Annotated in this window: 18 protein-coding genes and 1 riboswitch; of the genes, 9 read left to right on the plus strand and 9 right to left on the minus strand. The window is 48.2% G+C overall.

Going from position 1 to position 24,066, the window contains the following annotated elements:
• The first annotated feature begins 7 nt into the window (after positions 1-7).
• Positions 8-913: a glycyl-radical enzyme activating protein gene (locus tag H8S65_RS04885; protein ID WP_186928895.1), complete on the plus strand. Its 906-nt coding sequence runs from the start codon at positions 8-10 to the stop codon at positions 911-913.
• 62 nt (positions 914-975) lie between these two features.
• Here H8S65_RS04885 and H8S65_RS04890 read toward each other — a convergent pair whose 3' ends face one another.
• From H8S65_RS04890 to H8S65_RS04900, 3 genes are read right to left on the minus strand one after another with little or no spacing between them, the layout of a single operon-like run.
• A complete protein-coding gene (locus H8S65_RS04890; RefSeq protein WP_186928896.1) occupies positions 976-3,330 on the minus strand; it encodes a TonB-dependent receptor in 2,355 nt (784 codons plus the stop codon).
• 4 nt (positions 3,331-3,334) lie between these two features.
• Positions 3,335-4,810 (minus strand): PepSY domain-containing protein, encoded by a 1,476-nt coding sequence (locus H8S65_RS04895; RefSeq protein WP_186928897.1) that lies wholly within the window; start codon positions 4,808-4,810, stop codon positions 3,335-3,337.
• A 3-nt stretch (positions 4,811-4,813) separates the two neighbouring features.
• Positions 4,814-5,746, minus strand: a complete 933-nt coding sequence (locus H8S65_RS04900) for a sirohydrochlorin cobaltochelatase (RefSeq protein ID WP_436277868.1) — start codon at positions 5,744-5,746, stop codon at positions 4,814-4,816.
• Positions 5,747-5,885: 139 nt separating this feature from the next.
• A riboswitch (cobalamin riboswitch) is annotated at positions 5,886-6,085 on the minus strand.
• A 120-nt stretch (positions 6,086-6,205) separates the two neighbouring features.
• On the opposite strand from H8S65_RS04900, the gene aspT reads away from it, so the two are divergent.
• From aspT to H8S65_RS04925, 5 genes are all read left to right on the plus strand, one after another.
• A complete protein-coding gene (gene aspT, locus H8S65_RS04905; protein ID WP_186928898.1) occupies positions 6,206-7,906 on the plus strand; it encodes an aspartate-alanine antiporter in 1,701 nt (566 codons plus the stop codon).
• A 78-nt stretch (positions 7,907-7,984) separates the two neighbouring features.
• The gene (locus H8S65_RS04910) at positions 7,985-9,625 is read left to right on the plus strand and encodes a bifunctional aspartate transaminase/aspartate 4-decarboxylase (protein ID WP_186928899.1); all 1,641 of its coding nucleotides are present in this window, start codon (positions 7,985-7,987) and stop codon (positions 9,623-9,625) included.
• A 255-nt stretch (positions 9,626-9,880) separates the two neighbouring features.
• A complete protein-coding gene (locus tag H8S65_RS04915) occupies positions 9,881-12,127 on the plus strand; it encodes an aconitate hydratase (RefSeq protein ID WP_186928900.1) in 2,247 nt (748 codons plus the stop codon).
• 307 nt (positions 12,128-12,434) lie between these two features.
• Positions 12,435-13,694: an NADP-dependent isocitrate dehydrogenase gene (gene icd / locus H8S65_RS04920; protein WP_186928901.1), complete on the plus strand. Its 1,260-nt coding sequence runs from the start codon at positions 12,435-12,437 to the stop codon at positions 13,692-13,694.
• A 236-nt stretch (positions 13,695-13,930) separates the two neighbouring features.
• A complete protein-coding gene (locus H8S65_RS04925; protein ID WP_186928902.1) occupies positions 13,931-15,274 on the plus strand; it encodes a citrate/2-methylcitrate synthase in 1,344 nt (447 codons plus the stop codon).
• A 19-nt stretch (positions 15,275-15,293) separates the two neighbouring features.
• Here H8S65_RS04925 and H8S65_RS04930 read toward each other — a convergent pair whose 3' ends face one another.
• The 6 genes from H8S65_RS04930 to H8S65_RS04955 form a co-directional block, all read right to left on the minus strand.
• Positions 15,294-15,773: a hypothetical protein gene (locus H8S65_RS04930; protein WP_255489032.1), complete on the minus strand. Its 480-nt coding sequence runs from the start codon at positions 15,771-15,773 to the stop codon at positions 15,294-15,296.
• Positions 15,748-15,981, minus strand: a complete 234-nt coding sequence (locus H8S65_RS04935; RefSeq protein WP_255489033.1) for a hypothetical protein — start codon at positions 15,979-15,981, stop codon at positions 15,748-15,750. The genes H8S65_RS04930 and H8S65_RS04935 overlap by 26 nt, the downstream gene beginning before the upstream one ends.
• On the minus strand, positions 15,968-16,378 hold the full coding sequence (locus H8S65_RS04940) for an N-acetylmuramoyl-L-alanine amidase (protein WP_186928903.1): 411 nt from the start codon (positions 16,376-16,378) through the stop codon (positions 15,968-15,970). Before H8S65_RS04940 ends, H8S65_RS04935 begins: the two co-directional genes overlap by 14 nt.
• Before the next feature lie 195 nt (positions 16,379-16,573).
• On the minus strand, positions 16,574-16,804 hold the full coding sequence (locus H8S65_RS04945; protein ID WP_186928904.1) for a DUF4248 domain-containing protein: 231 nt from the start codon (positions 16,802-16,804) through the stop codon (positions 16,574-16,576).
• Positions 16,797-17,426, minus strand: a complete 630-nt coding sequence (locus H8S65_RS04950; RefSeq protein WP_255489034.1) for a DUF6633 family protein — start codon at positions 17,424-17,426, stop codon at positions 16,797-16,799. Before H8S65_RS04950 ends, H8S65_RS04945 begins: the two co-directional genes overlap by 8 nt.
• Positions 17,326-18,006: a DUF4373 domain-containing protein gene (locus H8S65_RS04955; protein WP_186928906.1), complete on the minus strand. Its 681-nt coding sequence runs from the start codon at positions 18,004-18,006 to the stop codon at positions 17,326-17,328. Before H8S65_RS04955 ends, H8S65_RS04950 begins: the two co-directional genes overlap by 101 nt.
• A gap of 699 nt (positions 18,007-18,705) precedes the next feature.
• On the opposite strand from H8S65_RS04955, the gene H8S65_RS04960 reads away from it, so the two are divergent.
• Genes H8S65_RS04960 through H8S65_RS04970 form a run of 3 tightly spaced genes read left to right on the plus strand, consistent with a single transcriptional unit; the run spans position 18,706 to position 24,063 of the window.
• Positions 18,706-21,681 (plus strand): type I restriction endonuclease subunit R, encoded by a 2,976-nt coding sequence (locus H8S65_RS04960; protein WP_186928907.1) that lies wholly within the window; start codon positions 18,706-18,708, stop codon positions 21,679-21,681.
• 4 nt (positions 21,682-21,685) lie between these two features.
• Positions 21,686-22,951, plus strand: a complete 1,266-nt coding sequence (locus H8S65_RS04965) for a restriction endonuclease subunit S (protein ID WP_255489035.1) — start codon at positions 21,686-21,688, stop codon at positions 22,949-22,951.
• Complete coding sequence (locus tag H8S65_RS04970; RefSeq protein ID WP_186928909.1) at positions 22,951-24,063, plus strand: AAA family ATPase; 1,113 nt, start codon at positions 22,951-22,953, stop codon at positions 24,061-24,063. Before H8S65_RS04965 ends, H8S65_RS04970 begins: the two co-directional genes overlap by 1 nt.
• Positions 24,064-24,066: the final 3 nt, after the last annotated feature.

Consider the following 24,066-nt stretch of genomic DNA (forward strand, 5'->3'; position numbering starts at 1 on the left):
CGGTATTATGTTGATATTTGATATAAAAAGATATGCCATCAACGACGGGCCGGGTATCCGGATCACGATCTTTATGAAAGGATGCCCCCTGTCGTGTGTGTGGTGTCATAATCCGGAAGGTGTTTCCAGCCGGAGGCAAAAGCTCTATACGAAGAAGAAATGCATTGGTTGCCGGACGTGCGTGCAGGCTTGTCCGCAGCAGGCATTGACGCTCACGCCGGAGGGGATTGTGACGGACGGGGCGCGTTGTACCCTGTGCGGGACCTGTGCAGAGGTGTGTCCGGCTTTGGCAATGGAGATATCCGGCACGGAGTATTCGGCCGATGCCCTGATGAAGGAGATAGAGAAGGAAACTGTTTTCATGGACCGCTCGGAGGGAGGCGTGACGTTTTGCGGGGGAGAGCCGTTGTTGCATCCCGAACCGTTACTGGACTTGTTGCGCCGTTGCGGGGAACAGGGGATTCACCGGGCTGTCGATACGACGCTTTTCGCCCGGCCGGAGATCGTACGCGACGTGATGGACAACTGCGAACTTCTCCTTGTAGACTTGAAGCAGATGGATTCGGCCAAGCATAAGAAGTATTGCGGTGTCCCGAACGAATTGATCCTTTCCAATCTTCGGATGGTTGCAGAAGCCAGGCACGATTTCTATCTTCGTATTCCCTTGATCGAAGGCGTGAATGCCGATGAAGAAAATATAACGCGCAGTGCTGCTTTCCTGGCTTCGTTGCCGTGGGAACACCGGACTGTAAACCTGCTTTTGTATCATGACATAGGCAAGGGCAAGCATGAAAAGCTGGGTACGGTCTACAATCCGGATCAATATGCTTTCGCAGCCCCTTCGGACGAGACGGTCGGACGCTGCCGGGAGATACTCGCCGGTTACGGGATCGAAACGACGATCGGGGGATAGTTTTTAAAGGTATGATAACAACCTCCAGGACAAAACGGGATTTTGACACACCCCTTTTTGAGTTAGAGATGGTATGAAACCGTGGCCATGAAATGGAATGGTTTAGCCAATCGGGTTGTGTATTCAAAGTATTTTTTGTTGAACAGGTTGTAGGCATTGAATCCCAGTGTAACCTGCCGGTTGATCGTATAAAAGATGCCTGCGTCGACGATGTAGCGTGCCGGTTCGTACACATCGTTTTTGACATCGCTGTAGATACGGTCGGTGAAAGTCCCGCTCAAATGGAAAGAGAGGTTTTTCAGCACACCTTTAGGTATCGTGTAATCGGCATACGTGTAGAACGTAGTGCGGGGTACACCGGTGGCACGAAGGTTGATCGATCCGTCTTCGTTATAAGTCACCCAGTCGGCGTCGGCAGGAATCCAGTCGAGGTTGCTGGCAATCGTCCGCTTGTCCGACCAACCCATACCGCCAACGATTTCCAGTGTGGAAACAGGACGGAACGTCAGATCCAGGTCGAAACCTTTCGAAACTTCGCGGCCGATTTGCGCCCGAACGCCTTTTTCTTCTACCGCCCCGTTGTTTTCGATCGTTTTGTTGCCGATGTTTTTTACAACGTTGTGTTTACGGATGTAGAATACGCTACCGTTCAATTCCAACATACGGTTCAGTTCGTAACGTGCTCCGAGTTCGAGCTGGTAACCTTTCTCTGGTTTGAATACTTCACCATCCGATTTGTCGGGATTGAATTCTTTTCCGTTCTTGTCGAGGTAAATATAGTTGGCATTGTAAGTCGTATTGTTCGGCTTGAAGAAAGAGGCTGCCGAAGCATAGACGGAAACTTCCGGTATGGGCAGATAAACAAGGCCGGCGCGGTAGGTCACAGCGTTGTTTTTAATGCTTGTCCAGTCCGTACGGTTCTTTTCGTCGTAGTGCTGGCGTCCGTCGTCGATGGTTGCCGTCGCTTTTTTATAACGGTAATTGTCGTAACGCAATCCGAACATCCCTTTCCATTGATCGTTGACCTCGATGACGTCGTGAAGGTAGAAACCGTTGGTCTGGTAACGGCTGATGGAGGCTGCCGAAACCTTGCTGTCCCACCAGTCGCGCACGTAATGCGGATTCTGGACCGGGAGCATCGCGTTGAGGCCCGGACCGTAAACGTCGCCATCCTTATATCCTGTGTAATTGGTATAGTCGAAGAACGAATAGTTCCAGCCAGCCGTGTAATGGTGGGTCAGGATGTTGGTGAAAAACTTACCCGTCAGTTCCAATGTGTTCGTGTAGGAATAGTTGTCCGGATTAAAACAAAGCGGGTCGCCTGAACGGAGAGAGTCGAGTTCGACGTAGGTTTTGACTCCTTTATTATTGATGTAATACCAGTCGTAAATGGGATCTGTACTTGTACGGTAGCTCATTCTTTCCACACATGTATAGTCCAAGTTGCTGTGCCCGTAGGAGAAACGTTCGCGGAGCGACATCCAATGTGTCAGTTCGTGCTTGTAGTCGAGCGTCATGTCTACGTTACGGCGGCGCATCTTGTTGTTGGCAAGATCGTTGTAGACCGTTTCGTAGTCTGCCATCGGATTCCGTTCGCCACTGGCGGCAAAAGGATTGCCGGTTGCAGCAACAAAAATTTCGCCAGGCATGACCGGGGCTCCTCCGATATCGGTCGTATAATGGTCGTCGTTGAATGAGACGTTGGCTTCGAGGTAACCCTTCTTGGTGACTTCCATCCCGATGGCGAATAGTCCCGAAAAACGGTCGGCGTTGACCATGCGATAGCCGTCTCCATTGGCATAGTGTACATTGGCGCGGTAGTTTAGCGGACCGAACAGCTTGCCGCCGAATCCGACGGTCGCTTCTTTCTGATCCCAGCTACCGTAGCTGAGGCTCGCATTAGCCGTAAATTCGGCTGATGCCTTTTTCCGTATGATGTTGATGACGCCTCCCATGACGGAATAGCCACTCAGGACGGAAGCCGGCCCTTTGATGACTTCGATGGATTCGACGGACGAGAGATCGCCGAAAGGCATGGTGTTCAACAAGGTACGGTCGTCTCGGATGCCGTCGAAGGCGAAGACGGCGTCTGTCGTCCCGCGGACGCTATATCGCTGGAAAGCACCGAGTTGGTTCGAACTCATGACTACGCCCGGAAGGAAATGCACGGCGTCTTCCATGTTCGTGATGTGCTTGCGTTCCATCGTTTTGGAATCCAGCCGGGTTACTGTGATCGGCAGGAATTTCAAGGGGACGTCCATGCCTAAAAGTTCGACCGGCTTGTCTTGTAAAGCCTGTTTCTTGCTGGCAACGATCTCTACGTTGTTGACGGTAAATGTTGTGTCCGTAATGCTGCGTTGCGCAGTGGCGGAAGCGGTGCATCCGATGCACATTAAAAGTAGTACTGTTTTGTTCATTTTTTTATTTGTTATGAAATCTATGTTTTATATTTCGGGTAATCCATTTGAAAGTGAGTGCCACACCTGTCAAGGACAGGAAAGTGCCCCCGATCATGAGCGTGTACATGACGATATTCCAGAGCCAGGGGCGGTCGGTCAGAAACTTGAAGTCCAGGCAATGCAGTCCCCGGTATAACAGGTGGCGCGTACGCCCGTCGTCGTCCGTCCGCTGCTGGCGGAGTGTTAGCGGATTGAAATAGTGGCGGGTATGCATGTCGTCTTCCACAATCACACGATAGACCGGCAGCGAATTCGGTTCCCGTTTCCGGGAGAAGTAATCTTTATCATACTCCGTGATGAGTTCCATTTTCCACGTGATGCTGTCTCCGTATATTTTCCGCATCTCGCTACGGACCATCTCTTCTGTGATGACGAAAGGCCGGGCGGCAGTGCTGTCCGATGCATCGATGTTGATTGTCCGGCCAGTGGTTGTCAGCCGGTAATACGGATGGCCGTTCCAGCTTGCCCATTCGACCTGCTTGACGTCTGCGGCTGCCTCTGTCGCTTTCCGATAGTCGAGCACATAGGTGTTCAACAAGATTGGCTTGCCGTTGCCGAACATTCGAAAAGGATGTCCCCGGCGTTGTTCCTTCGGCGCTTTTTTTAACCAGTCTGGAATATCCATGAGCGACATCATCCCGCTGAAAGCGAAAGTGGCGGCAAAAATCCCGAAAAGCAGTCCGCTGATATGATGCCAGCGATACCATCTTTTCCGGTACGGAGTTCCCCACCTGTGATCTCTGTTTTTCCAGGTGATACGGAGCGAGAGGACGAACCCTGCCAGGCACATGACCGTTCCGATACCGGAGCTCCATTTCACGAAATCGATCCATACCGGCTGGTTCTGCCTGAGCACGGTGAAGTAAACCCAGTGCGGGATCGCTCCCAGCCAGGCCCATAGACGCTCTTCCTTATCGGTCATTTGCAGAACTTTTCCATCTTTTGGAGATATATACAGTTCATGCCTGTCCGTATCGGTGAAAATATATTTATAAATGGGAAACGCCTCTTTTGGTCTGCCGAACGGAATCCACTGGTCCGGTTCGTAGACCGTGTCCACCCGCAGGACAGGTGCTGTACACCATTGTGTGACGATCTTTCCGATCTCGCCTATGTTATACGGTTTCATCGGGATCAGTGAATCTGCATAAACCTTATCCGGCACGTTTTTACCTCTCAGGATCAGTACCGGGCGGTTATCATGCATTTCCAACGTCAGAGATTGCAGCCGGACCGTGTCGGACAGTGTTTCCGATAGAAGGCGCAGGTCCGGCAACTTGTCTGGAAGGGATTGTAGATTGACTATTCTTTTCTCCTGGGAGGCGCGCGGGAAGGAATGATAGATCATGACGATCCCGGAAGCAAACCAGAGGAAAAACAAGATACTGAGCGGCAGGCCCAATATCTTGTGTAGATTCTTTAGTAGTTTTGTAAACATGTCTTATTCATATTTTTCTTTACCCTTGGCATAATCCTTTTTCTTCTTGACTATGTCCAGATATTTGTGGGTAGCGTTGAAGCGGGCATGTTCCACGAATATATTCTGGATAGCCGGATTTTGTCCGAGTCCTTCCATGAAGACCGTTACTTCGTATCCCTGTTTCTCAAGTTCGTCCTTCCAATCTCCGGCAATATCATTCTTGGCATGTTCGCCGGCAACGAACATGAAAGGCATTAGCCTGACTTTTTTGTATCCTCCCTTTTTTATCTGGTTCAATGCGTCGTCGAAAGAAGGATAACCTTCGATTGTCCCGACTACGTAGTTGCCGAATCCTTTAGCTTTCAACATATAATCCATCATGGCATATTGTGCCGTGGTAGGCGTGTAAGTGCCGTGTCCGACCAGCAAGACGGCGCCGTCCCGGATTCCATTAGGCGTGATCGCGGCTATGGTGGCTTCATAATCTTCCGGAGTGAAAAGGAGTGGAGTGCCGATGCGTATTTCCTTGAAACCCTTTTCCTGTGAGGTTACGTCTTTGCGTAGGGATTCCATCTCGATCCCTTCGATGATGTTGGACGATTGAATCAATACATGGGTATATCCTTCGGCTTTCAGCCTGGCGAGCGCCTCTTCCGGACTTGATTTGTGTATGCCGCGTGTTTTCAGGCGGAAAGCGATGATACGGGAAGTCCAGGCTTCGCGGACTTCGATACCAGGAAAAGCATCAGCCATCTTTTTGTTGATGGCGTCGATAGTTAGGGCACGCGTGTCGTCGTGAGTCGTTCCGAAATGTACGACCAGTACGGCTGCTTTATCACCCGTTTGCATGGAGGCAAACATATCCGATTCGACAAAATTACCTTCTGCCTGTATGGATTGCATGAAGATGCAAAACAGGAAAGATAGCAGGTTGATTAATTTGTTCTTGTTCATAAGCAATTAATTTATTATTAAATAGATATAGACATGCAAAGAGAACAACCCGCAAAAAGGGCTGTCAGCCAACATTTCTTTTTCATTAAAAAAAGTTTGTCTTATGTATGTGTCAATAGCTTTCCTGGCCCCGGGAGAGTTATTATTGTCTTGCCTGGCAGGTTTCCTGACTCAGCCTTTTCGGAAAGCGGCCTTCCCATCCTTCCGGATAGTGGCATGGAGATTGCTTTCTTCTTCAATATGGCTTTACAGTAGCGGGCACTGTTCCGGATTTTCACCGGATTCCCTTTTATACAATTGCCGGATGGCAGTTATATCACCTAAGCGGGGGCAAAGATATATATTTATTTAGAAATGTCAATTATAAATTTAACTCTGCTTTCGTTTGGTTTAACACAACAACTCTTTCCCCTGTCGTGTTTCATTATCAATTTTATTAACGCCAAAAAAAATAGATATATGGAATGGTTTGCCAATTTGCTCCGGCATTACCCGGAGCTTGCCATCTTTCTCACGCTGGCTTTCGGCTTCTGGATCGGTAAGTTCAAAATTAAAAAGTTTACGTTAGGGACAGTGACCAGCGTCTTGCTGGTCGGTGTGTTGATCGGGCAATTGCATATCGATATCGGAGCCCCGCTGAAATCGGTGTTTTTCCTGCTGTTCTTGTTTGCCGTAGGGTATAGTGTCGGTCCGCAATTCTTCCGGGGATTGAAAAAGGAGGGATTGCCGCAGGTATTGTTTGCCGTCGTGATGTGCCTGTTCTGTCTGCTGGCTCCGTTTGTGCTGGCGAAGATCATGGGCTACTCTGCCGGGGAAGCTGCCGGCCTGCTGGCGGGTTCGCAGACGATATCGGCCGTGCTCGGAGTTGCCGAAGATACGATCAACCAGTTGGGGATACCGGCGGCAAATAAAACGGATATGATCAATGTCATGCCGGTTGCCTATGCCGTCTCTTATATTTTCGGTACGGCAGGTTCCGCCTGGATCATGAGCGATATCGCTCCCCGTCTGTTGGGCGGGATCGAATCGGTCAAGAAGGCCTGTCGCGAACTGGAAGCCAAAATGGGTTCGGATGACGAAAGCGAACAGCCTGGCTTCATGCCTGCCGCCCGTCCGATCACGTTCCGCGCCTACAAGATCAGCAACGACTGGTTCGGGGCGGGGAAGACCGTGAAAGAACTGGAAGATTATCTGGAGGGACAGGGAAGACGCCTTTTCGTCGAACGTGTCCGCATCGATCATGTGATCCGGGATGCAAAGCCCGACCAGATGCTCCTGAAAGGCAACGAAGTCGTGCTCAGCGGTCGCCGTGAATTTGTGATCGGAGAGGAGGACTGGATCGGCGATGAAGTCAATGATATCGAACTGTTGGATTTCCCCGCCGAAACTCTGCCTGTGCTGATCTCCCGCAAGAAATATGCCGGCATGACAGTCGCCAAACTGCGCAAATTGCCGGTCATGCACGGTGTCAGCATCAAGAGCATCAAACGTGCCGGCATCAACATACCGGTTTTGGCCGCCACGACGATCGATCCCGGCGATATGCTGGAACTGGTCGGCACGAAACAGGAGGTGAATGCGGCAGCCGATACGTTAGGCTATGCCGACCGCCCGACGAACCAGACAGATATGATTTTCGTCGGCCTCGGAATTTTCCTCGGAGGTGTCGTGGGTTCTTTGGCAATCCATTTCGGTGGTGTTCCCATCAGTCTGAGTACGAGCGGCGGCGCCTTGATTGCCGGGTTGGTCTTCGGATGGTTGCGTTCCAAGCATCCTACTTTCGGACGAATCCCGGAGCCTTCCCTTTGGGTGCTGAATAACGTCGGGCTGAACATGTTCATCGCCGTTGTCGGCATTACAGCCGGGCCGAGTTTTGTCACCGGGTTGAAGGAGGTCGGCGTCAGCCTCTTCTTTATCGGTGCGTTGGCTACCGCTATCCCGCTGATTGTCGGTGTGTTGTTGGGAAGATATGTCTTTAAGTTCCATCCGGCGATTACGCTCGGCTGTACGTCCGGAGCCCGTACGACCACCGCTGCTTTAGGAGCTGTGGAGGATGCCGTCGAGAGCCAGACGCCGGCATTGGGCTATACGGTAACATACGCGGTCGGTAATACCCTGTTGATCATCTGGGGTGTCGTGATCGTCCTGCTGATGACCTGAAATTTAGGTGGTATGCCACCTAAGCAAAGGTCTCGCGATTTATATACTCATTATATTCAATAAATAAGTTATTTCTCTATGAAACACAAAATCACTCGTGAATACGAAAAGAAGATGTCAGAGATCAGTCCCTTCGAACTGAAAAATATCCTGATAGACCTTGCGGATGAAAGCGCCCGCAAGAGTACGCATATCATGCTGAACGCAGGACGTGGCAATCCGAACTGGATCAGCACGGCGCCTCGCGAAGCCTTTTTCCTGTTCGGCCAGTTCGCGTTGGAAGAATGCGCCCGTACCTCCGAATATGCCGGAGAGATGGTCGGGCTGGCCGGCATCCCCGAAAAGAAACGTATCGCCACCCGTTTCACGCAATTCCTGATGAAGCACGCCGGTTCCCCCGGCATGGCACTGCTGAAAGATACCTACGATTACCTTGTGGACGAGAAAGGAGTCGATGAGAACGACCTCGTGCACGAATGGGCGGAAGGCGTCATCGGAGACCAGTATCCCGTTCCCGACCGCATCCTGAAATATACGGAAGTGCTGGTCGAAGACTACCTGAAGCAGGAGTTGTGCGACAACCGCCCGCCCAAAGGGAAGTTCGATCTCTTCGCCACCGAAGGGGGAACTGCCGCGATGTGCTATATATTCGATTCCCTGCAACAAAATTTCCTTCTCGACAAAGGCGACAAGATCGTCCTGTTTGCCCCGGTATTCACTCCTTATATAGAGATACCGGAACAAGCCCGCTACTTATTCGATGTAACCGAAATCCACGCCTGTAAAATGACAAAAGACGGCTACCACACCTGGCAGTACAAGGAAAAAGACCTGGATATCCTGAAAGACCCGTCTGTCAAAGCCGCCTTTATCGTCAATCCGAGCAACCCGCCTTCGTACGGCCTGACAGACGGCTTGATGGAGCGTATCGTAGATATCGTGCGCAATGACAATCCGAACCTGATGATCATAACCGACGATGTCTATGCGACTTACATTCCCCATTTCCGTTCGATCATGGCGGAACTGCCGGAGAACACCCTCTGCGTCTATTCATTCTCCAAATATTTCGGAGCTACGGGCTGGCGCCTGGCCGTTGTCGCGCTGCACGAAGATAATATATACGACCGGATGTTGAAGGAACTGCCGGCAGAGCAGAAAGAGCAGTTGAACAAACGTTATAGCAGTATTTCGCTCCATCCAGAGGAAATCCGTTTCATCGACCGCATGGTTGCCGACAGCCGCCAGGTCGCCCTGAACCATACCGCCGGGCTTTCGCTGCCGCAACAGACGCAAATGGCACTCTTTGCCTCCTTCTCCCTGTTAGACCGCGAGAATGCCTATAAGACGAAGATGCAGCAGATCATTCACGACCGCCTCCATACGCTTTGGGAAAGCACCGGTTTCACATTGCTCGACGATCCGTTGCGAGCCGGTTACTACAGCGAGATAGATATGTTGGTCTGGGCAAAGAAGTTTTACGGGGATGATTTCGTTGTCTACCTGCAGGAAAACTACGAGCCGGTCGACGTCGTGTTCCGCCTGGCACAGGAAACTTCACTGGTATTGCTCAACGGTGGCGGGTTCGATGCGCCGGAGTGGTCTATCCGTTGTTCGCTTGCCAATCTGAAAAGAGAAGATTACGTCCGTATCGGGGAGGGGATCGCCTCGATCCTGCACAGCTATGCGGACAAATGGAAAGAATCGTTGAAGAAATAAATAAAGCCTTTGAACAAAACGGGTTTCCGCTACGTTCTATTATTGGACGTATAGGGAACCCGTTCTCATAGATGCCCTTTATCAATCGATAGAAATTATTGAATAAAAGGTATTTATATAAATACTATTTTTGTTAAAAGTAAGAAATGACATAACAAATAGTATGGTGTCTTAAATATTACATAATGGGTGATTACGAACCGGTATATTTGTGTGGAACGTGAATGATATTGCTAACTAATAAAAAGAATAGATATGGTGTACGACATTGACATGCTGAGAAGCTTTTATTCTAATTTTCCGAAGCGGGTGGATGCAGCCCGCAAACACGTTGGCCGTCCGTTGACCCTGGCCGAAAAGATCTTATATGCACATTTGTATAACGAATCGGACATCCGTCCTTTCCGCCGGGGCGAAGATTATGTGAATTTCCGCCCCGATCGTGTCGCGATGCAGGATGCGACCGCGCAGATGGCGTTGCTTCAGTTTATGAATGCAGGGAAATCCAAATCTGCCGTTCCCGCCACCGTGCACTGCGATCACCTGATCCAGGCGAATATGGGAGCGAAGACGGATATCGCAACGGCTACGCAGAGCAACAGCGAGGTCTACGATTTCCTGAAATCCGTTTCCGACAAGTACGGTATCGGCTTCTGGAAACCGGGAGCCGGCATTATCCACCAGGTGGTGCTTGAAAACTACGCTTTTCCCGGCGGCATGATGGTCGGCACGGACTCGCATACGCCTAATGCGGGCGGTTTGGGAATGATCGCTATCGGCGTAGGTGGAGCCGATGCCGTGGATGTGATGACCGGCATGGAATGGGAATTGAAAATGCCGAAACTGATCGGCGTAAAACTGACCGGTAGCCTGAGCGGATGGGCATCCCCGAAAGACGTGATCCTGAAACTGGCAGGAATCCTCACCGTGAAAGGGGGAACGAATGCCATCATCGAATATTTCGGTCCCGGCGCCGCATCCTTGTCCGCGACAGGCAAAGCGACGATCTGTAATATGGGAGCCGAGGTAGGCGCCACGACTTCCCTTTTCCCGTTCGATCTGAACATGGCTACTTACCTGCGTGCCACAGGACGCGACACTGTGGCCGAGTGGGCGACAGCCATCTCCGACTATTTGGAAGCCGATATGGACGTACGGGCACAGCCGGATTCTTTCTACGACCGTGTGATCGTAATCGATTTGTCCGAACTGGAACCGCATATCAACGGCCCGTTCACGCCGGATGCGGCAACGCCCATTTCCGAGTTTGCCGCCAAAGTGAAGGAGAACGATTGGCCTCGTAAGATGGAAGTCGGACTGATCGGTTCCTGTACGAACTCGTCCTACCAGGACTTGAGCCGTGCCGCTTCGATCGCCCGCCAGGCAGCCGAAGACAAGATACCGGTGGAAGCTCCGCTGATTATCAACCCCGGCTCCGAACAAATCCGCTATACGGCCGAACGGGACGGTATCCTCGGCGATTTCGAGAAAATCGGCGCGACGATTATGGCCAACGCCTGCGGTCCGTGTATCGGGCAATGGAAACGGCATACCGACGACAATACGCGCAAAAACTCCATCGTCACCTCCTTTAACCGTAATTTCGCCAAACGGGCAGACGGCAATCCGAACACGCATGCTTTTGTCGCTTCCCCGGAACTGACGCTGGCGTTGACCATTGCCGGAGACCTCTGCTTCAACCCGCTGACCGATACGCTGAAAACCGCCGATGGCCGCGAAGTGAAACTGAAAGAACCGAAAGGCACTGACTTCCCGCCGAAGGGGTTCGAAGTGAAAGACAACGGTTATCTCGCTCCGACGGGCAAGGATGCCGAGGTAGTGATCAATCCCGGATCCAACCGCTTGCAGGAGCTGAAACCTTTTGCTCCCTGGGATGGCAAAGACCTGATCGGGATGCCGCTGTTGCTGAAAGCCGAAGGCAAATGCACGACCGACCATATCTCGATGGCTGGTCCGTGGCTTCGTTTCCGCGGACATCTGGAGAATATTTCGGACAATATGCTGATGGGCGCCGTGAATGCTTTCAACGGCAAGACAAACAGCGTGCTGAACCAGCTGAACGGCGAGTATGAGGCGGTGTCGGCTGTCGCTAAGCAGTATAAGGCAAAGGGAATTTCTTCTATCGTCGTTGCGGAAGAAAACTACGGCGAGGGTTCGTCCCGTGAACATGCCGCTATGGAACCCCGTTTCCTGAATGTGAAAGTGATCCTTGCCAAGAGTTTTGCCCGCATCCATGAAACGAACCTGAAAAAGCAGGGTATGCTTGCCCTCACTTTCGCCGATAAGGATGATTACAAAAAAGTACGTGAAGAAGACAAGATCTCGATCATCGGCCTGAAAGAGTTCGCACCCGGAAAACCGTTGACGGCAATCCTTTACCACGCCGACGGCACGGAAGAATCGTTCGCGGTGAATCATACCTATAATGAGTTGCAGATTAAATGGTTTAAAGCGGGGGCAGCGTTGAATGCAGCCCGATGATAAATTGTTGATTTATCAGTGAGCTGGCAAACGCGAGGCAAGCCTCGTGCCGCAGTCTCTCTTTTGCCGTCTGCTTCAGCAGACGGTTTAAAAGATTTGGAGGCAAAGCCTCTTCCTCTGTGGACTTCAGTCCCTTTTATCTATTGTATCAAAAGGGGTTAAAACCCACAGAGGAACCGGCAAAGCCGGAACAATCATCTATCCGTCTGCTGAAGCAGACGGCAAAAGAGAGCCTACGGCATAAGGCACAACTTTGTCTGTTAGCTCACCGGTAAATCATCATTTACAAAAATAAAAAATGAAGATTATGAACAAAATAACAAAACAAAACGGAATCCTCCATGTCCCCGATAAAGTAGTGATCCCGTTTATCGAAGGTGACGGGGTAGGTGCGGAGATCACGCCGGTCTGCCAGCGCATTGTCAATGAAGCGATCGGTAGGGCTTATGGTGGCAAACGAAGGATTGAATGGAAAGAAGTACTGGCTGGCGGGAAAGCCTTCAAACAGACCGGCAGTTGGTTGCCCGACGAAACGATGGATGCTTTTCGCGAATATATGATCGGGATCAAAGGGCCGTTGACAACCCCTATCGGCGGCGGCATCCGTTCGCTGAACGTCGCCCTCAGGCAAACTCTCGACCTCTATGTATGCCTCCGTCCGGTGCGCTGGTTCCGTGGCGTAGTGACCCCCATCAAAGAACCGGAAAAAGTCGATATGTATATCTTCCGCGAGAATACCGAAGACATCTATGCTGGTATCGAATGGCAGCAAGGGACGCCCGAAGCCCGTAAATTCCTCCAATTCCTGACGGAAGAAATGGGAGTGACGAAGGTGCGTTTTCCCGAAACTTCCTCCTTCGGCGTGAAACCGGTTTCAATCGAGGGCACGGAACGTCTCGTACGCGCCGCCATCGAATTTGCACTGGCCAACCGCCTGCCCAGCGTCACGTTGGTGCATAAAGGAAACATCATGAAGTTTACGGAAGGCGGATTCAAACTGTGGGGATATGCGTTGGCGGAACGCGAGTTTCCCGACAGGACTTTTACATGGCCCCAGTATGAGAAGATTAAGAAGGAAAAAGGAGAGGATGCCGCCGCCACTGCTCTGTTGGATGCCGAAGCAGCCGGAAAGGTCGTCATCAAAGATGTGATTGCCGATGCCTTCCTCCAGAACACCCTTCTCGTGCCGGAAGAATATTCGGTGATTGCCACGCTGAACCTCAATGGCGATTACGTCTCCGACCAGTTGGCGGCGATGGTAGGCGGTATCGGCATCGCGCCGGGAGCCAACATCAACTACGACAGCGGCTATGCGATCTTCGAAGCGACACACGGAACGGCGCCCAACATCGCCGGCAAAAACGTCGTCAATCCCTGCTCGCTCTTGCTATCTTCCGTCATGATGCTCGAATATATGGGATGGAACGAAGCCGGACGATTGATAACCGCCGCGCTCGAACACGCCTTCACCGAAGGAAAGGCCACCCACGATCTCGCCCGCTTCATGCCGAACGGACAATCTCTCGGAACCAAAGAGTTTGGTGAATATATCATGTCTATTTTATAGTTGCGACAAGGGAAATATTAAGAAACTGTTTTGATTTTTTACAAACAGCCTTATTTATTATTTTATTGTTGTTTTCGCCTATGCTTTGAGCGTCTTTTCAGTCATATCCGTCCCTCCTCTTCGTCAGATAGCCCGCTATCTTCCTCATCAGAGTGACGGATCTGCCTCAAAAAGCCATCTCAAATCATGGGGCGAAAAAATCAAAACAGTTTCTAAACCGATTAAAATTTATTACGATGAAAAAGGAATATATCATTTACAAATTGTCCGATGCATCCAAAGATGCATGCAAGATCGACAACGAACTGTTCCCGATGTACAATGTGAAGCGCGGCCTTCGTAACGAAGACGGTACGGGCGTGCTGGTCGGGCTGACGAAAGTCGGTAACGTGGTCGGCTACGAACGCCTGCCCGAAGGCGGCCTGAAAGCGATCCCCGGAAAACTGTTTTACCGTGGATATGATGTGGAAGACATCGCGCACGGGCTGATCAAGGAGAAACGTTTCGGATTCGAAGAAGTTGCCTACCTGCTTCTGTCCGGTAAACTGCCCGACAAGGAAGAACTGGCAGGCTTCAAGGAACTGATCTGCGACAACATGCCGCTCGAACAGAAGACGAAGATGAACATCTTGGACTTGGAGGGGCAAAACATCATGAACATCCTGGCCCGTAGCGTCCTCGAAATGTACACGTTCGACCCGAATCCAGACGATACGTCGCGCGACAACCTGATGCGCCAGTCGATCGAACTGATCTCCCGTTTCCCGACCATCATCGCCTATGCCTACAATATTTACCGGCATAGCCAGCAAGGCCGTTCGCTGCATATCCGCCACCCGCATGAAAACCTTTCGATTGCGGAAAACTTCCTTCACATGCTGAAAAAAGATTTTACCGACCTGGAAGCCCGTACGCTCGATTTGCTGCTTGTCCTGCAGGCCGAACATGGCGGAGGTAACAACTCCACGTTTACCGTTCGCGTGACCAGCTCGACCGGCACGGACACCTATTCTTCCATTGCCGCCGGCATCGGTTCGCTGAAAGGCCCGTTGCACGGAGGGGCCAATATCCAGGTAGTCGATATGTTCCATCACTTGAAAGAAAACATTGCCGACTGGAAGAATGTGGACGAGATAGACACCTATTTCATGCGGATGCTGAACAAGGAAGCGTATAACAAGACCGGCCTGATCTACGGTATCGGACATGCCGTTTATACGATTTCCGATCCCCGTGCCGTCGTATTGAAAGAACTGGCACGCGATCTCGCGAAGGAAAAAGGACGCGAAGAAGAATTTGCCTTCCTCGAATTGCTCGAAGCGCGCGCCATCGAATGCTTTGCCAAACATAAAGGGACGAAGAAGCGCGTCTCCTCGAACGTCGATTTCTATTCCGGCTTTGTCTATGAAATGATCGGATTGCCGCAGGAGATTTACACGCCGCTGTTCGCCATGGCACGTATCGTCGGATGGACCGCCCACCGCATCGAAGAGTTGAACTTCGAAGGCAAACGCATCATCCGCCCGGCCTACAAGAACGTCCTCGAAGAACTGAAGTACGTTCCTGTTGCCGAACGCTGATCCCTTCTGATCTCAGTGCCTACGCAGGGCGGACGGACCTGCGGCGCGCTATGACGATTCCCCCGATTACGGCGATGATCCCGGCTGCCCATTTGCAAATGGAAAGCGGGTCTCGCCGTTTTTCGGTTATTTCGGCTGAGTGGTTTTCCTTTTTGAGCTTGGTAGCCCCGGCGCTGTTCCGTTTCAGGCTGTCCTGCGTGTAGGAACGCCGGTTACGGGCTGTCCGGCTGTGGACGACTGCCGAGACATATTGCCTGCCTGCGCTGTCGGGAGGAGAGAGGCGGATCATTTCATAGAGGCGGATGTCCTCGCACTCCGTTTGCCGTCCACGGATGAAAGAGAGGCTGTCCGTATGCAGGCGAAAACTTTCCACCTGCCGCCGTACTGATTTTTCCTGCTGTTTCCGTACCGAGCAGGCCGTCGGGAGCAGGATTAGTCCCGTTAGCAGGCATCCGGCCATGAACCGAAACCATTCATTCCCTATCATCCCGTTTCCCATATCTGTATTTATATGTATAGTCGACTCCGAACAACGCGCCGGCGAAAGTAGATATTTCGCCGAACCCGACCAATACGGAATTATGTATCTCGCCTGCCGGTGAGCACCAGAATCCCATGAACAGCAATGTGACCCCTGCCAGCGACAGCGCGATGGCTACGGCCAGCTGGCAGGTGAACGGATGGTGCATTTTCCTACAGTCCCGCATATTCTTCCTCCGCATTAAAACAAGGGCAGGCTTTCCGGGCCCCTAAATCCCGGTGTCCGCATATCCTGCTCATCGGGAACCTTATTTTCAAGAGTTTTAGCAAAATTTTGAGCGATTCCCTTTGCCCGTCCGTCCGGGTGTCTTCAGGATTGCCGGCGGCATCCAGCCCGCCTTCGTAGCAAATACCGATGCTGTTGCGGTTGTAGCCCTTCACATGCGCCGGGACTTGTTCGAGAGGCCGCATGGAGATGATTTGGCCGTTGCGGCGGATGTAGTAGTTGTAGCCGGCCCGGACGAACCCGCGTGCTTTGTGGTCGCGTTCCAACTGTTCAGGCGTGTAGTCCTGTGTCTCCCTCGTAGCGGAGCAATGCAAGACGATCAAATTGATTTTTCTCATAATCCTTAATTTTTAATTTTTAATTTTTAATTCTTAATTCTTAATTCTCAAAAGCGAAGGTATGAGGATAGCGGGAGAAGGAATCGGCTTCTGTCGGCGAGTGTCGCTATTTGTCGGTATAAGTCGGCATAAACTGCCGTTGCCGGGCAGGACCTGGGAAGTCGGACAGGTGGAAAGCCTTACCGGCGGTTGTAGTTATTTAACTTCCCAGGTTTCCGGGTCGCCCAAGTGGTCGACGAGGATAGTGGTTTGCAGCGGGGTGAACACTTTTTGCCCCTTGCGGTAGCCGGCGAGCAACAGTTCTTCCCACAATTCTTCGTCACGTCTGATCCATCGCGCCAACTGCGTGGATGCCGATTTCGGCTGTATATTTTTGAAATACAGCATGGCCAGTTCGGCATGGCCGTAGATTCTGTCCTTATCCATTCTTGTTTTCTTTTAAACGTTTTTGTTTGAAATATTCTTCACGAGTGATGCACTTTCCTGTATCGACGGAAGGCAATACATTCTTTTCGAGGCGCGATTGTTCCTCTTTGTAACGGATGATGTCCGCGCGTCGCTGCTCCGTGAATTGCAGGAGCGAGGAGGTGATGAACAGCGCGTCCACCATCCCGTAGAACCGTCCGTAGCGCCCGCATTTGAGGCGATGGAAGAAGAGCAGGATTTCCGAAGCCTTCAAGTTCGGGTATTCCGCCAGTATCAGTGCCGCCAGGTCCTTCTGGCGCGCGACCGTCATCTTTTCCCGTACGCCAGTGAAGTTGTTGAGATTCTCGATCTGGATGCAGAGCCAGACGATGACGGTCTGCCAGCCATAGCCTTCCGCTATGACCTCGAGCGACGGGGCGGAGCCGAGATAAGCCCGCGCCTCGTTGCGTGCGGTGGCGATTTGCAGGTCGGGGGTGAAGAGTTTCAGGAACTGTTCGGCCGGCCCGTAGCGTTTGCGCATGTCAGCAACCTTTTGTTGCTTCTTGAGCCATGCGGAGGATTTCTGCCCGTCGGGCTGCTTCCCCATGATCGTTTGATGATTGATTTCCATAAAATCCGCCATGTTGTGTTGTTGTATTTTTATTTATATTTCCATTTATATTTACCGGGGTTTTTGCGGTAGAAACACCTGTTCCCGTTGCAATAACTCCGGCATCAGCCTCATGATCGGTGGTTTTTGCAGCAGTAACGGTGGTTTCTGTCACATTAACTTCCTCATGGGGCGCAGTAGTCCCGTTTTTGTCTGCTGACAATTTTCGGGGTGCAAGCAGGTTGATGTCCGTGTCAATCCGTACCGCCGTCCGCCGGCTGATCTCTTCGAAACGTTGTTGGATGCCGACGGACGAGAGTATCTGCCGGTATTCCATCAATTCGCTGTCGAAGAGGCGGATCTGCACACAGAATCCGATCACATCTTTCACAAGCGTTTCGTCCTGTCCGGTCGTGAAACCGATGTCGAAACAGAAATCGCTGTCGTAGCGGGCGTAATATCCGTTCCCGCCGTAGATCTCGCACAAGATGGCGAGATAGATGCAGATGCCGTTGCATCCGTATCGTTGCGCAAGGCGTTGTATTTTCCTATCGGACATGAAATGGGTGTCCAACGGGAAATAGTCGAGCCCCTTTCTTATGGGTCGTGCCATTTTTTGTTTATTAAGTTATTAAAAAACCGTAGGTTAACTTTCCGGTATGAAAAAGGGGGAGAATGAATTGATGGATTTAGTATTAGCGTAAACCAAGAAATCGAACTCCGGAATTTCCATTAAAGGTTCGACTTCCTGGTTCCAGCCGGCAAAAGTAACGGAAAACTCTTATAGTGCCAAAGGTTTTGTAAATCAAAGTTTGAAAGTCTATTTTCGACCCTTTCCCCGAAACCGGAAAAATAAGAACCGGCAGGATGAATTTGAATGTTAAAACAGACAATATCCCCCTTAAAAACGTGTAATATCGTATTGAGTTGGATCATAGATGGTTAGTAAAAACAGTGTTTGTTAAAAAATATTACCCTTGCAGGAAAATTGAAATATATGGGGTATAAAATCAAAATAAACGCGATGGTGTTTCGATTTGGACTAATGGGGTTTTGGGGGAATGGTACAATAAGGGGGAAGGTGGGGCTTGTGGGGTGGAAATGTCCAAAGGGAGACATGATTTAGCATAATTTACCCTACAAAATCGATGTGTCATGATATGAAATGAGAAAATTGGGCTTATATAAAGGGGATATTTCATATCTTTATGGCCTGATAAAAAATATCGATAGTAGGTGCGACTCTTAGAGATTGCAAATATGTTAGGTATTGAAATAAAGGATTCAATAGATAGCTAAAGAGTGGATAAGTATGATATCTAAGGAAAAACAAATAGAAAATCATTTTATTAATAAACTAATAGATTTAAAATATACCTGTCGTGACGATATTCGTGATAGGAATTCATTAGAGAGGAATTTTAGAACAAAGTTCGAAACATTGAACAGAGTTCATTTGACCGATTCCGAATTTAGTCGTCTACTTGAAGAGATCATTGACGCTGATGTTTTTGCTTCTTCTAAGAGATTACGAGGAATCAATACGTTTATGCGTGAAGACGGGACGCCGTTACAATACACGCTGGTCAATATCAAAGATTGGTGTAAGAATGATTATGAGGTGATTAATCAGCTGCGTATAAACACCAATAACAGCTATCATCGGTATGACGTGATTTTATTGATCAATGGCATTCCTGTAGTTCAGGTAGAGTTGAAGGCTTCGGATGTAAGTCCTCGTCGGGCAATGCAACAAATTGTTGATTATAAAAATGATACAGGTAATGGATATACAAATACATTGCTTTGTTTTATGCAGCTTTTTATCGTAAGCAACCAGTCGAATACTTACTATTTTACCAATAATAATGATCAGCATTTCAGTTTTAATGCAGATGAACAGTTTCTGCCTGTCTATCAATATGCGACAGAGTCAAACAGAAAAATAACTCACCTTGATGCGTTTTCCACGGCATTTTTGTCGAAATGTACGTTGGGAGAGATGATTAACCGCTACATGGTTTTGGTTGCCAGTGAACAAAAACTGCTCATTATGCGTCCCTATCAGATATATGCGGTAAAAGCAATCATAGATTGTATTCATCAAAACAGGGGTAATGGCTATATTTGGCATACGACAGGCAGTGGCAAGACGCTCACATCGTTCAAGGCTTCTACTTTGCTAAAAGATAATCCCGATATTGATAAATGTTTGTTTGTGGTAGACCGTAAAGATCTGGACAGACAAACGCGTGAGGAATTTAATAAGTTTCAGGAAAATTGCGTAGAGGAGAATACCAACACCGGGACTCTTGTTAAACGCATGTTGTCGGACGACTATGCCGACAAAGTAATTGTAACTACCATTCAAAAATTGGGTGTCGCTCTCGATTCGTCCAATAAAAACAACTATAAGGACCGTTTAATCCATCTAAAGGATAAACGGATTGTATTTATTTTCGATGAATGCCACCGTTCTCAGTTCGGAGACAATCACAAGGCAATCAAAGAATTTTTCCCGAACGCCCAACTATTCGGCTTTACCGGAACACCTATATTTGAACAGAATGCAACCTATACAAAAATAAGTGGAGAGCAAGCCTCGTACAAGATCACGGAAGATATTTTCCCAAGCAGGCTACACGCCTATACCATAACACATGCTATCGAGGATAAAAACGTCTTACGTTTCCATGTCGATTACTTTAAGCCCAAAGAGACAGGCGACCGCCGGGCAGATGGTACGCTCAAGAAACAAGCGGTGGTAGATGCGATATTATCGAAACATGATGCTGCCACCCATTCCCGTAGGTTTAATGCCATACTTGCCACAGCTTCTATCAATGAAGCTATTGAGTATTACGAACTGTTCCGCAGCGTACAAGAAAGTTTGAAGCAGCAGGATGAAAATTACGAACCGCTTAACATCGCTTGTGTATTCTCGCCTCCTGCCGAAGGAAATAAAGATATTCAGCAAATACAGGAAGATTTGCCGCAAGAGCAGGATGATAACCGTGAAGAGCCTGAAGAAAAGAAAAAGGCACTGAAAACGATTATTGATGACTATAACCGGCAGTATAAGACCAACCATACGATTGCAGAGTTTGATGCCTACTATCAGGATGTGCAGAAACGCATCAAAGATCAACAATATAGTAACAAAGACTATCCACACAAGAATAAGATCGATATAACGATTGTCGTGGATATGTTGCTGACAGGCTTTGACTCCAAGTATCTCAATACATTGTATGTGGATAAGAATTTGAAGTATCATGGTTTGATACAGGCGTTTTCACGTACCAATCGCATTCTGAATGATACTAAGCCATATGGTAATATTCTGGATTTCAGAGGTCAGCAAGATGCCGTCGATGAAGCAATCACGTTATTCTCCGGGGAAAAGACCGATAATCCGAAAGAGATATGGCTTGTGGATTCTGCTCCGAAAGTGATCGAAAAGTTCCAGGATGCCGTTCGGAAGTTGAGTGAATATATGCAATCTCAGGAATTGGAGTGCCGGGCAGAGGATGTTTATAATCTGCAAGGTGATGAGGCCCGTGCCGGCTTTATCAATTGTTTCAAAGAGGTACAACGGTACAGGACCCAGTTGGAACAATATACAGATATTGACGAGCAGGAGAAAGCGAAAATAGAAGAACTGTTTCCGGAAGAGGATTTGCGCTCGTTCCGTGGGGCTTATCTTGAAACGGCACAGCAATTACGCAAACTGCGGGAGAAAGGTAAAGGTCAAGAGGTCAGTCAACAGGTTGAAGACCTTGATTTTGAATTTGTACTTTTTGCTTCGACTGTCATTGACTACGATTATATAATGGGATTGATCGCCCGCTACACAAATAGCGGAAACAGCAAGCAACGAGTAACCAAAGAGCAGTTGATCAGCCTTGTGGCATCGAGCGCCAACCTGATTGATGAACGGGACGATATTCGAGAATACATCGATAGTCTCGACGAAGTGAACGGTAAGACGGAGCAGGAGATAAAAGAGGGGTACGAAGCATTTAAGGCGGAGAAATATGCTAAACAATTGGCATCCATTGCCGACAAACACGGTATCATAGCGGATTCGTTGCGCGAATTTGTAGAACAGATAATGGAACGAATGATCTTCGATGGTGAAAAACTGAGTGATTTGTTAGCTCCGTTAGAATTAGGATGGAAAGCTCGTACCAAGGCTGAATTGGCCCTGATGGATGATCTCGTTCCATTATTGAAACGTTTGGCCGCTGGCCGTGAAATTTCAGGATTGTCGGCTTATGAAGATTGATGTTATGACAAAAGATAAGGATATAAAAACGGTTGTGCCTGCTTTGCGGTTTCCGGAGTTTCGGGATGGTGAAGGGTGGAAGAGAACACCAATATTGGAAATATGTGAAATTATAGGTGGAGGAACTCCAACATCATCTAATGACGTATATTGGAATGGTGACATTCCTTGGATATCCTCATCAGACATTAACGAAAATAACATATCTGAAATAACTCCTACAAGACATATAACAAAAGATGCGATTAAAAACTCTGCGACCAAACTTTGTAAAGCTCCAAGTATTCACATCGTATCCCGTGTAGGTGTAGGAAAAGTAGCTTTTAGCAGAGTAGATATATGTACCAGCCAAGATTTTACTAATCTGTGTAATATAAACTGCAACTATATTTTTCTGTCTTATTTGCTTTCAATCATAATGAAACAAAAGGTTCAAGAAACACAAGGTACCTCTATTAAGGGCATTGCATCTGCTGAAATTAAAAACCTTCATGTGCCATTGCCAGAAATTGAAGAACAGCAAAGGATAGCTGACTGTTTGAGTAGTTTGGATGATTTGATAAGCGCAGTAGCAGATAAGATAGAAACATTGAAGGAGTATAAAAAGGGATTGATGCAGCAACTATTTCCTGCCGAAGGCAAAACAATTCCGGCTATTCGTTTCCCCGAATTTCAGAATGCAGGAGAGTGGGAAGTTGATAATGAGTTTTCTCAATACATTAAACTTTATCGTGGTAGTTCTCCTCGCCCAATAAAAGAATATTTAACTCAAGATATAGATGGAGTGAACTGGATAAAAATAGGGGATACCAAATCATCGAAAAATTATATTATAAATAATGTAGAGGAAAAAATAACACAAAAGGGATCGACTAAATCAAGATATGTATACCAAGGAGAGTTGATATTAGCAAACTCTATGAGTTTTGGTAAAACTTATCTTTTAGAGGTAGAGGGATGTATATATGACGGTTGGTTCGTACTTCGTGAGTATGAAAATAATTATTATAAGCCATTTTTATTGCATCTTCTCAATTCTGAATATATGCAAAATCAATATTTGAAATTGTCAGCTGGAGGTATAGTGTTGAATATCAGCAGTGACATTGTGTATCAGACTAAATTGCCTCATACATCAATTGACGAACAACAAAAAATCGCCGACTGCCTGTCATCAGTAGACGAGCTCATATCCACCGAGACTGCCAAACTCGACCAACTGAAAAAACATAAAAAAGGATTAATACAACAACTATTTCCTAAATTATAATGAGTAACGAAGCAAAAATATTCAAATACGACACATTGTCGGATGTTGCCGTCAGATTTCGTTCTGATTTAAACGATTTCGACTATGTTTTATTATATGCCTATAATGGAACGGGGAAAACTCGCCTTTCCATGGAATTTAAGAACAAAGGTAGAGATACGGAAGCTGATACAAGAGATACACTATACTTCAATGCTTTTACCGAAGATCTTTTCTATTGGGATAACGACCTTGAAAATGATACGGATAGGGTTCTCAAGATCAATGCAGATTCGAACTTCTTTAACGGGTTTAAAGAATTAGCATTGGAAGAGAAGATATTCGGTTATTTGCAACGATATGCAGAGTTCGATTTCAAGATCGATTACGAAGAGTGGCATATCTCTTTTTCAAAGGGGGAAGAAGATAAAATAAAGATTTCTCGTGGTGAAGAAAACATATTTATATGGTGTGTATTCCTTGCCATCTGCGAATTGGTCATTGATGGAGCCGAGGCATATTCATGGGTTAAATATATTTATATAGATGATCCTGTGTCTTCGCTTGATGATAATAACGTTATCGCAATTGCCAATGATTTGGGCAATCTGCTGAAAAAGGATTCCGGAAAAAGAAAAATCGTTATTTCTTCTCATCACCATTTATTCTTTAATGTGATGTATAACGACTTAAAAAGGAATGGACGTAAAAGTTATTTCTTTCACAAAAACGGGGCAAACGGCTATACGCTGAGAGCGACCGACGAGACACCGTTCTTTCATCATGTTGCAACTTTATGTGAATTAAAACGGCTCTTGCCTAAAGAAGGGCAAACGATAGACGATGTGCTGATAAACACTTACCATTTTAATATGTTACGCAGTGTTATTGAAAAAACAGCAGTGTTTTTCGGCTATAACCGCTTTTCAGAATGTATTCATGGTATAGAAGATGAAGTGTTATTTGCACGAGCTTTGGATTTACTTAGTCATGGTAAATACTCGATATACGAACCCGTATTAATGGGAAGAGACACAAAACAACTGTTTGTCCGAATCCTTGATGCTTTTTTGAGAAAGTATGAGTTTTACCTACCCGAGATTTTAATAGAAACAGAACAAGAAAACAGATAAAGA

The sequence above is a fragment of the Parabacteroides hominis genome, assembly GCF_014287585.1.
Lineage (GTDB): Bacteria > Bacteroidota > Bacteroidia > Bacteroidales > Tannerellaceae > Parabacteroides > Parabacteroides hominis.

Coding starts and splice junctions, on each gene's coding strand:
- H8S65_RS04885 (WP_186928895.1), top strand. CDS start 8: ATGTTGATATTTGATATAAAAAGATATGCCATCAACGACGGGCCGGGT.
- H8S65_RS04890 (WP_186928896.1), bottom strand. CDS start 3,330: ATGAACAAAACAGTACTACTTTTAATGTGCATCGGATGCACCGCTTCC.
- H8S65_RS04895 (WP_186928897.1), bottom strand. CDS start 4,810: ATGTTTACAAAACTACTAAAGAATCTACACAAGATATTGGGCCTGCCG.
- H8S65_RS04900 (WP_436277868.1), bottom strand. CDS start 5,746: ATGAACAAGAACAAATTAATCAACCTGCTATCTTTCCTGTTTTGCATC.
- aspT (WP_186928898.1), top strand. CDS start 6,206: ATGGAATGGTTTGCCAATTTGCTCCGGCATTACCCGGAGCTTGCCATC.
- H8S65_RS04910 (WP_186928899.1), top strand. CDS start 7,985: ATGAAACACAAAATCACTCGTGAATACGAAAAGAAGATGTCAGAGATC.
- H8S65_RS04915 (WP_186928900.1), top strand. CDS start 9,881: ATGGTGTACGACATTGACATGCTGAGAAGCTTTTATTCTAATTTTCCG.
- icd (WP_186928901.1), top strand. CDS start 12,435: ATGAACAAAATAACAAAACAAAACGGAATCCTCCATGTCCCCGATAAA.
- H8S65_RS04925 (WP_186928902.1), top strand. CDS start 13,931: ATGAAAAAGGAATATATCATTTACAAATTGTCCGATGCATCCAAAGAT.
- H8S65_RS04930 (WP_255489032.1), bottom strand. CDS start 15,773: ATGGGAAACGGGATGATAGGGAATGAATGGTTTCGGTTCATGGCCGGA.
- H8S65_RS04935 (WP_255489033.1), bottom strand. CDS start 15,981: ATGCGGGACTGTAGGAAAATGCACCATCCGTTCACCTGCCAGCTGGCC.
- H8S65_RS04940 (WP_186928903.1), bottom strand. CDS start 16,378: ATGAGAAAAATCAATTTGATCGTCTTGCATTGCTCCGCTACGAGGGAG.
- H8S65_RS04945 (WP_186928904.1), bottom strand. CDS start 16,804: ATGGATAAGGACAGAATCTACGGCCATGCCGAACTGGCCATGCTGTAT.
- H8S65_RS04950 (WP_255489034.1), bottom strand. CDS start 17,426: ATGGCGGATTTTATGGAAATCAATCATCAAACGATCATGGGGAAGCAG.
- H8S65_RS04955 (WP_186928906.1), bottom strand. CDS start 18,006: ATGGCACGACCCATAAGAAAGGGGCTCGACTATTTCCCGTTGGACACC.
- H8S65_RS04960 (WP_186928907.1), top strand. CDS start 18,706: ATGATATCTAAGGAAAAACAAATAGAAAATCATTTTATTAATAAACTA.
- H8S65_RS04965 (WP_255489035.1), top strand. CDS start 21,686: ATGACAAAAGATAAGGATATAAAAACGGTTGTGCCTGCTTTGCGGTTT.
- H8S65_RS04970 (WP_186928909.1), top strand. CDS start 22,951: ATGAGTAACGAAGCAAAAATATTCAAATACGACACATTGTCGGATGTT.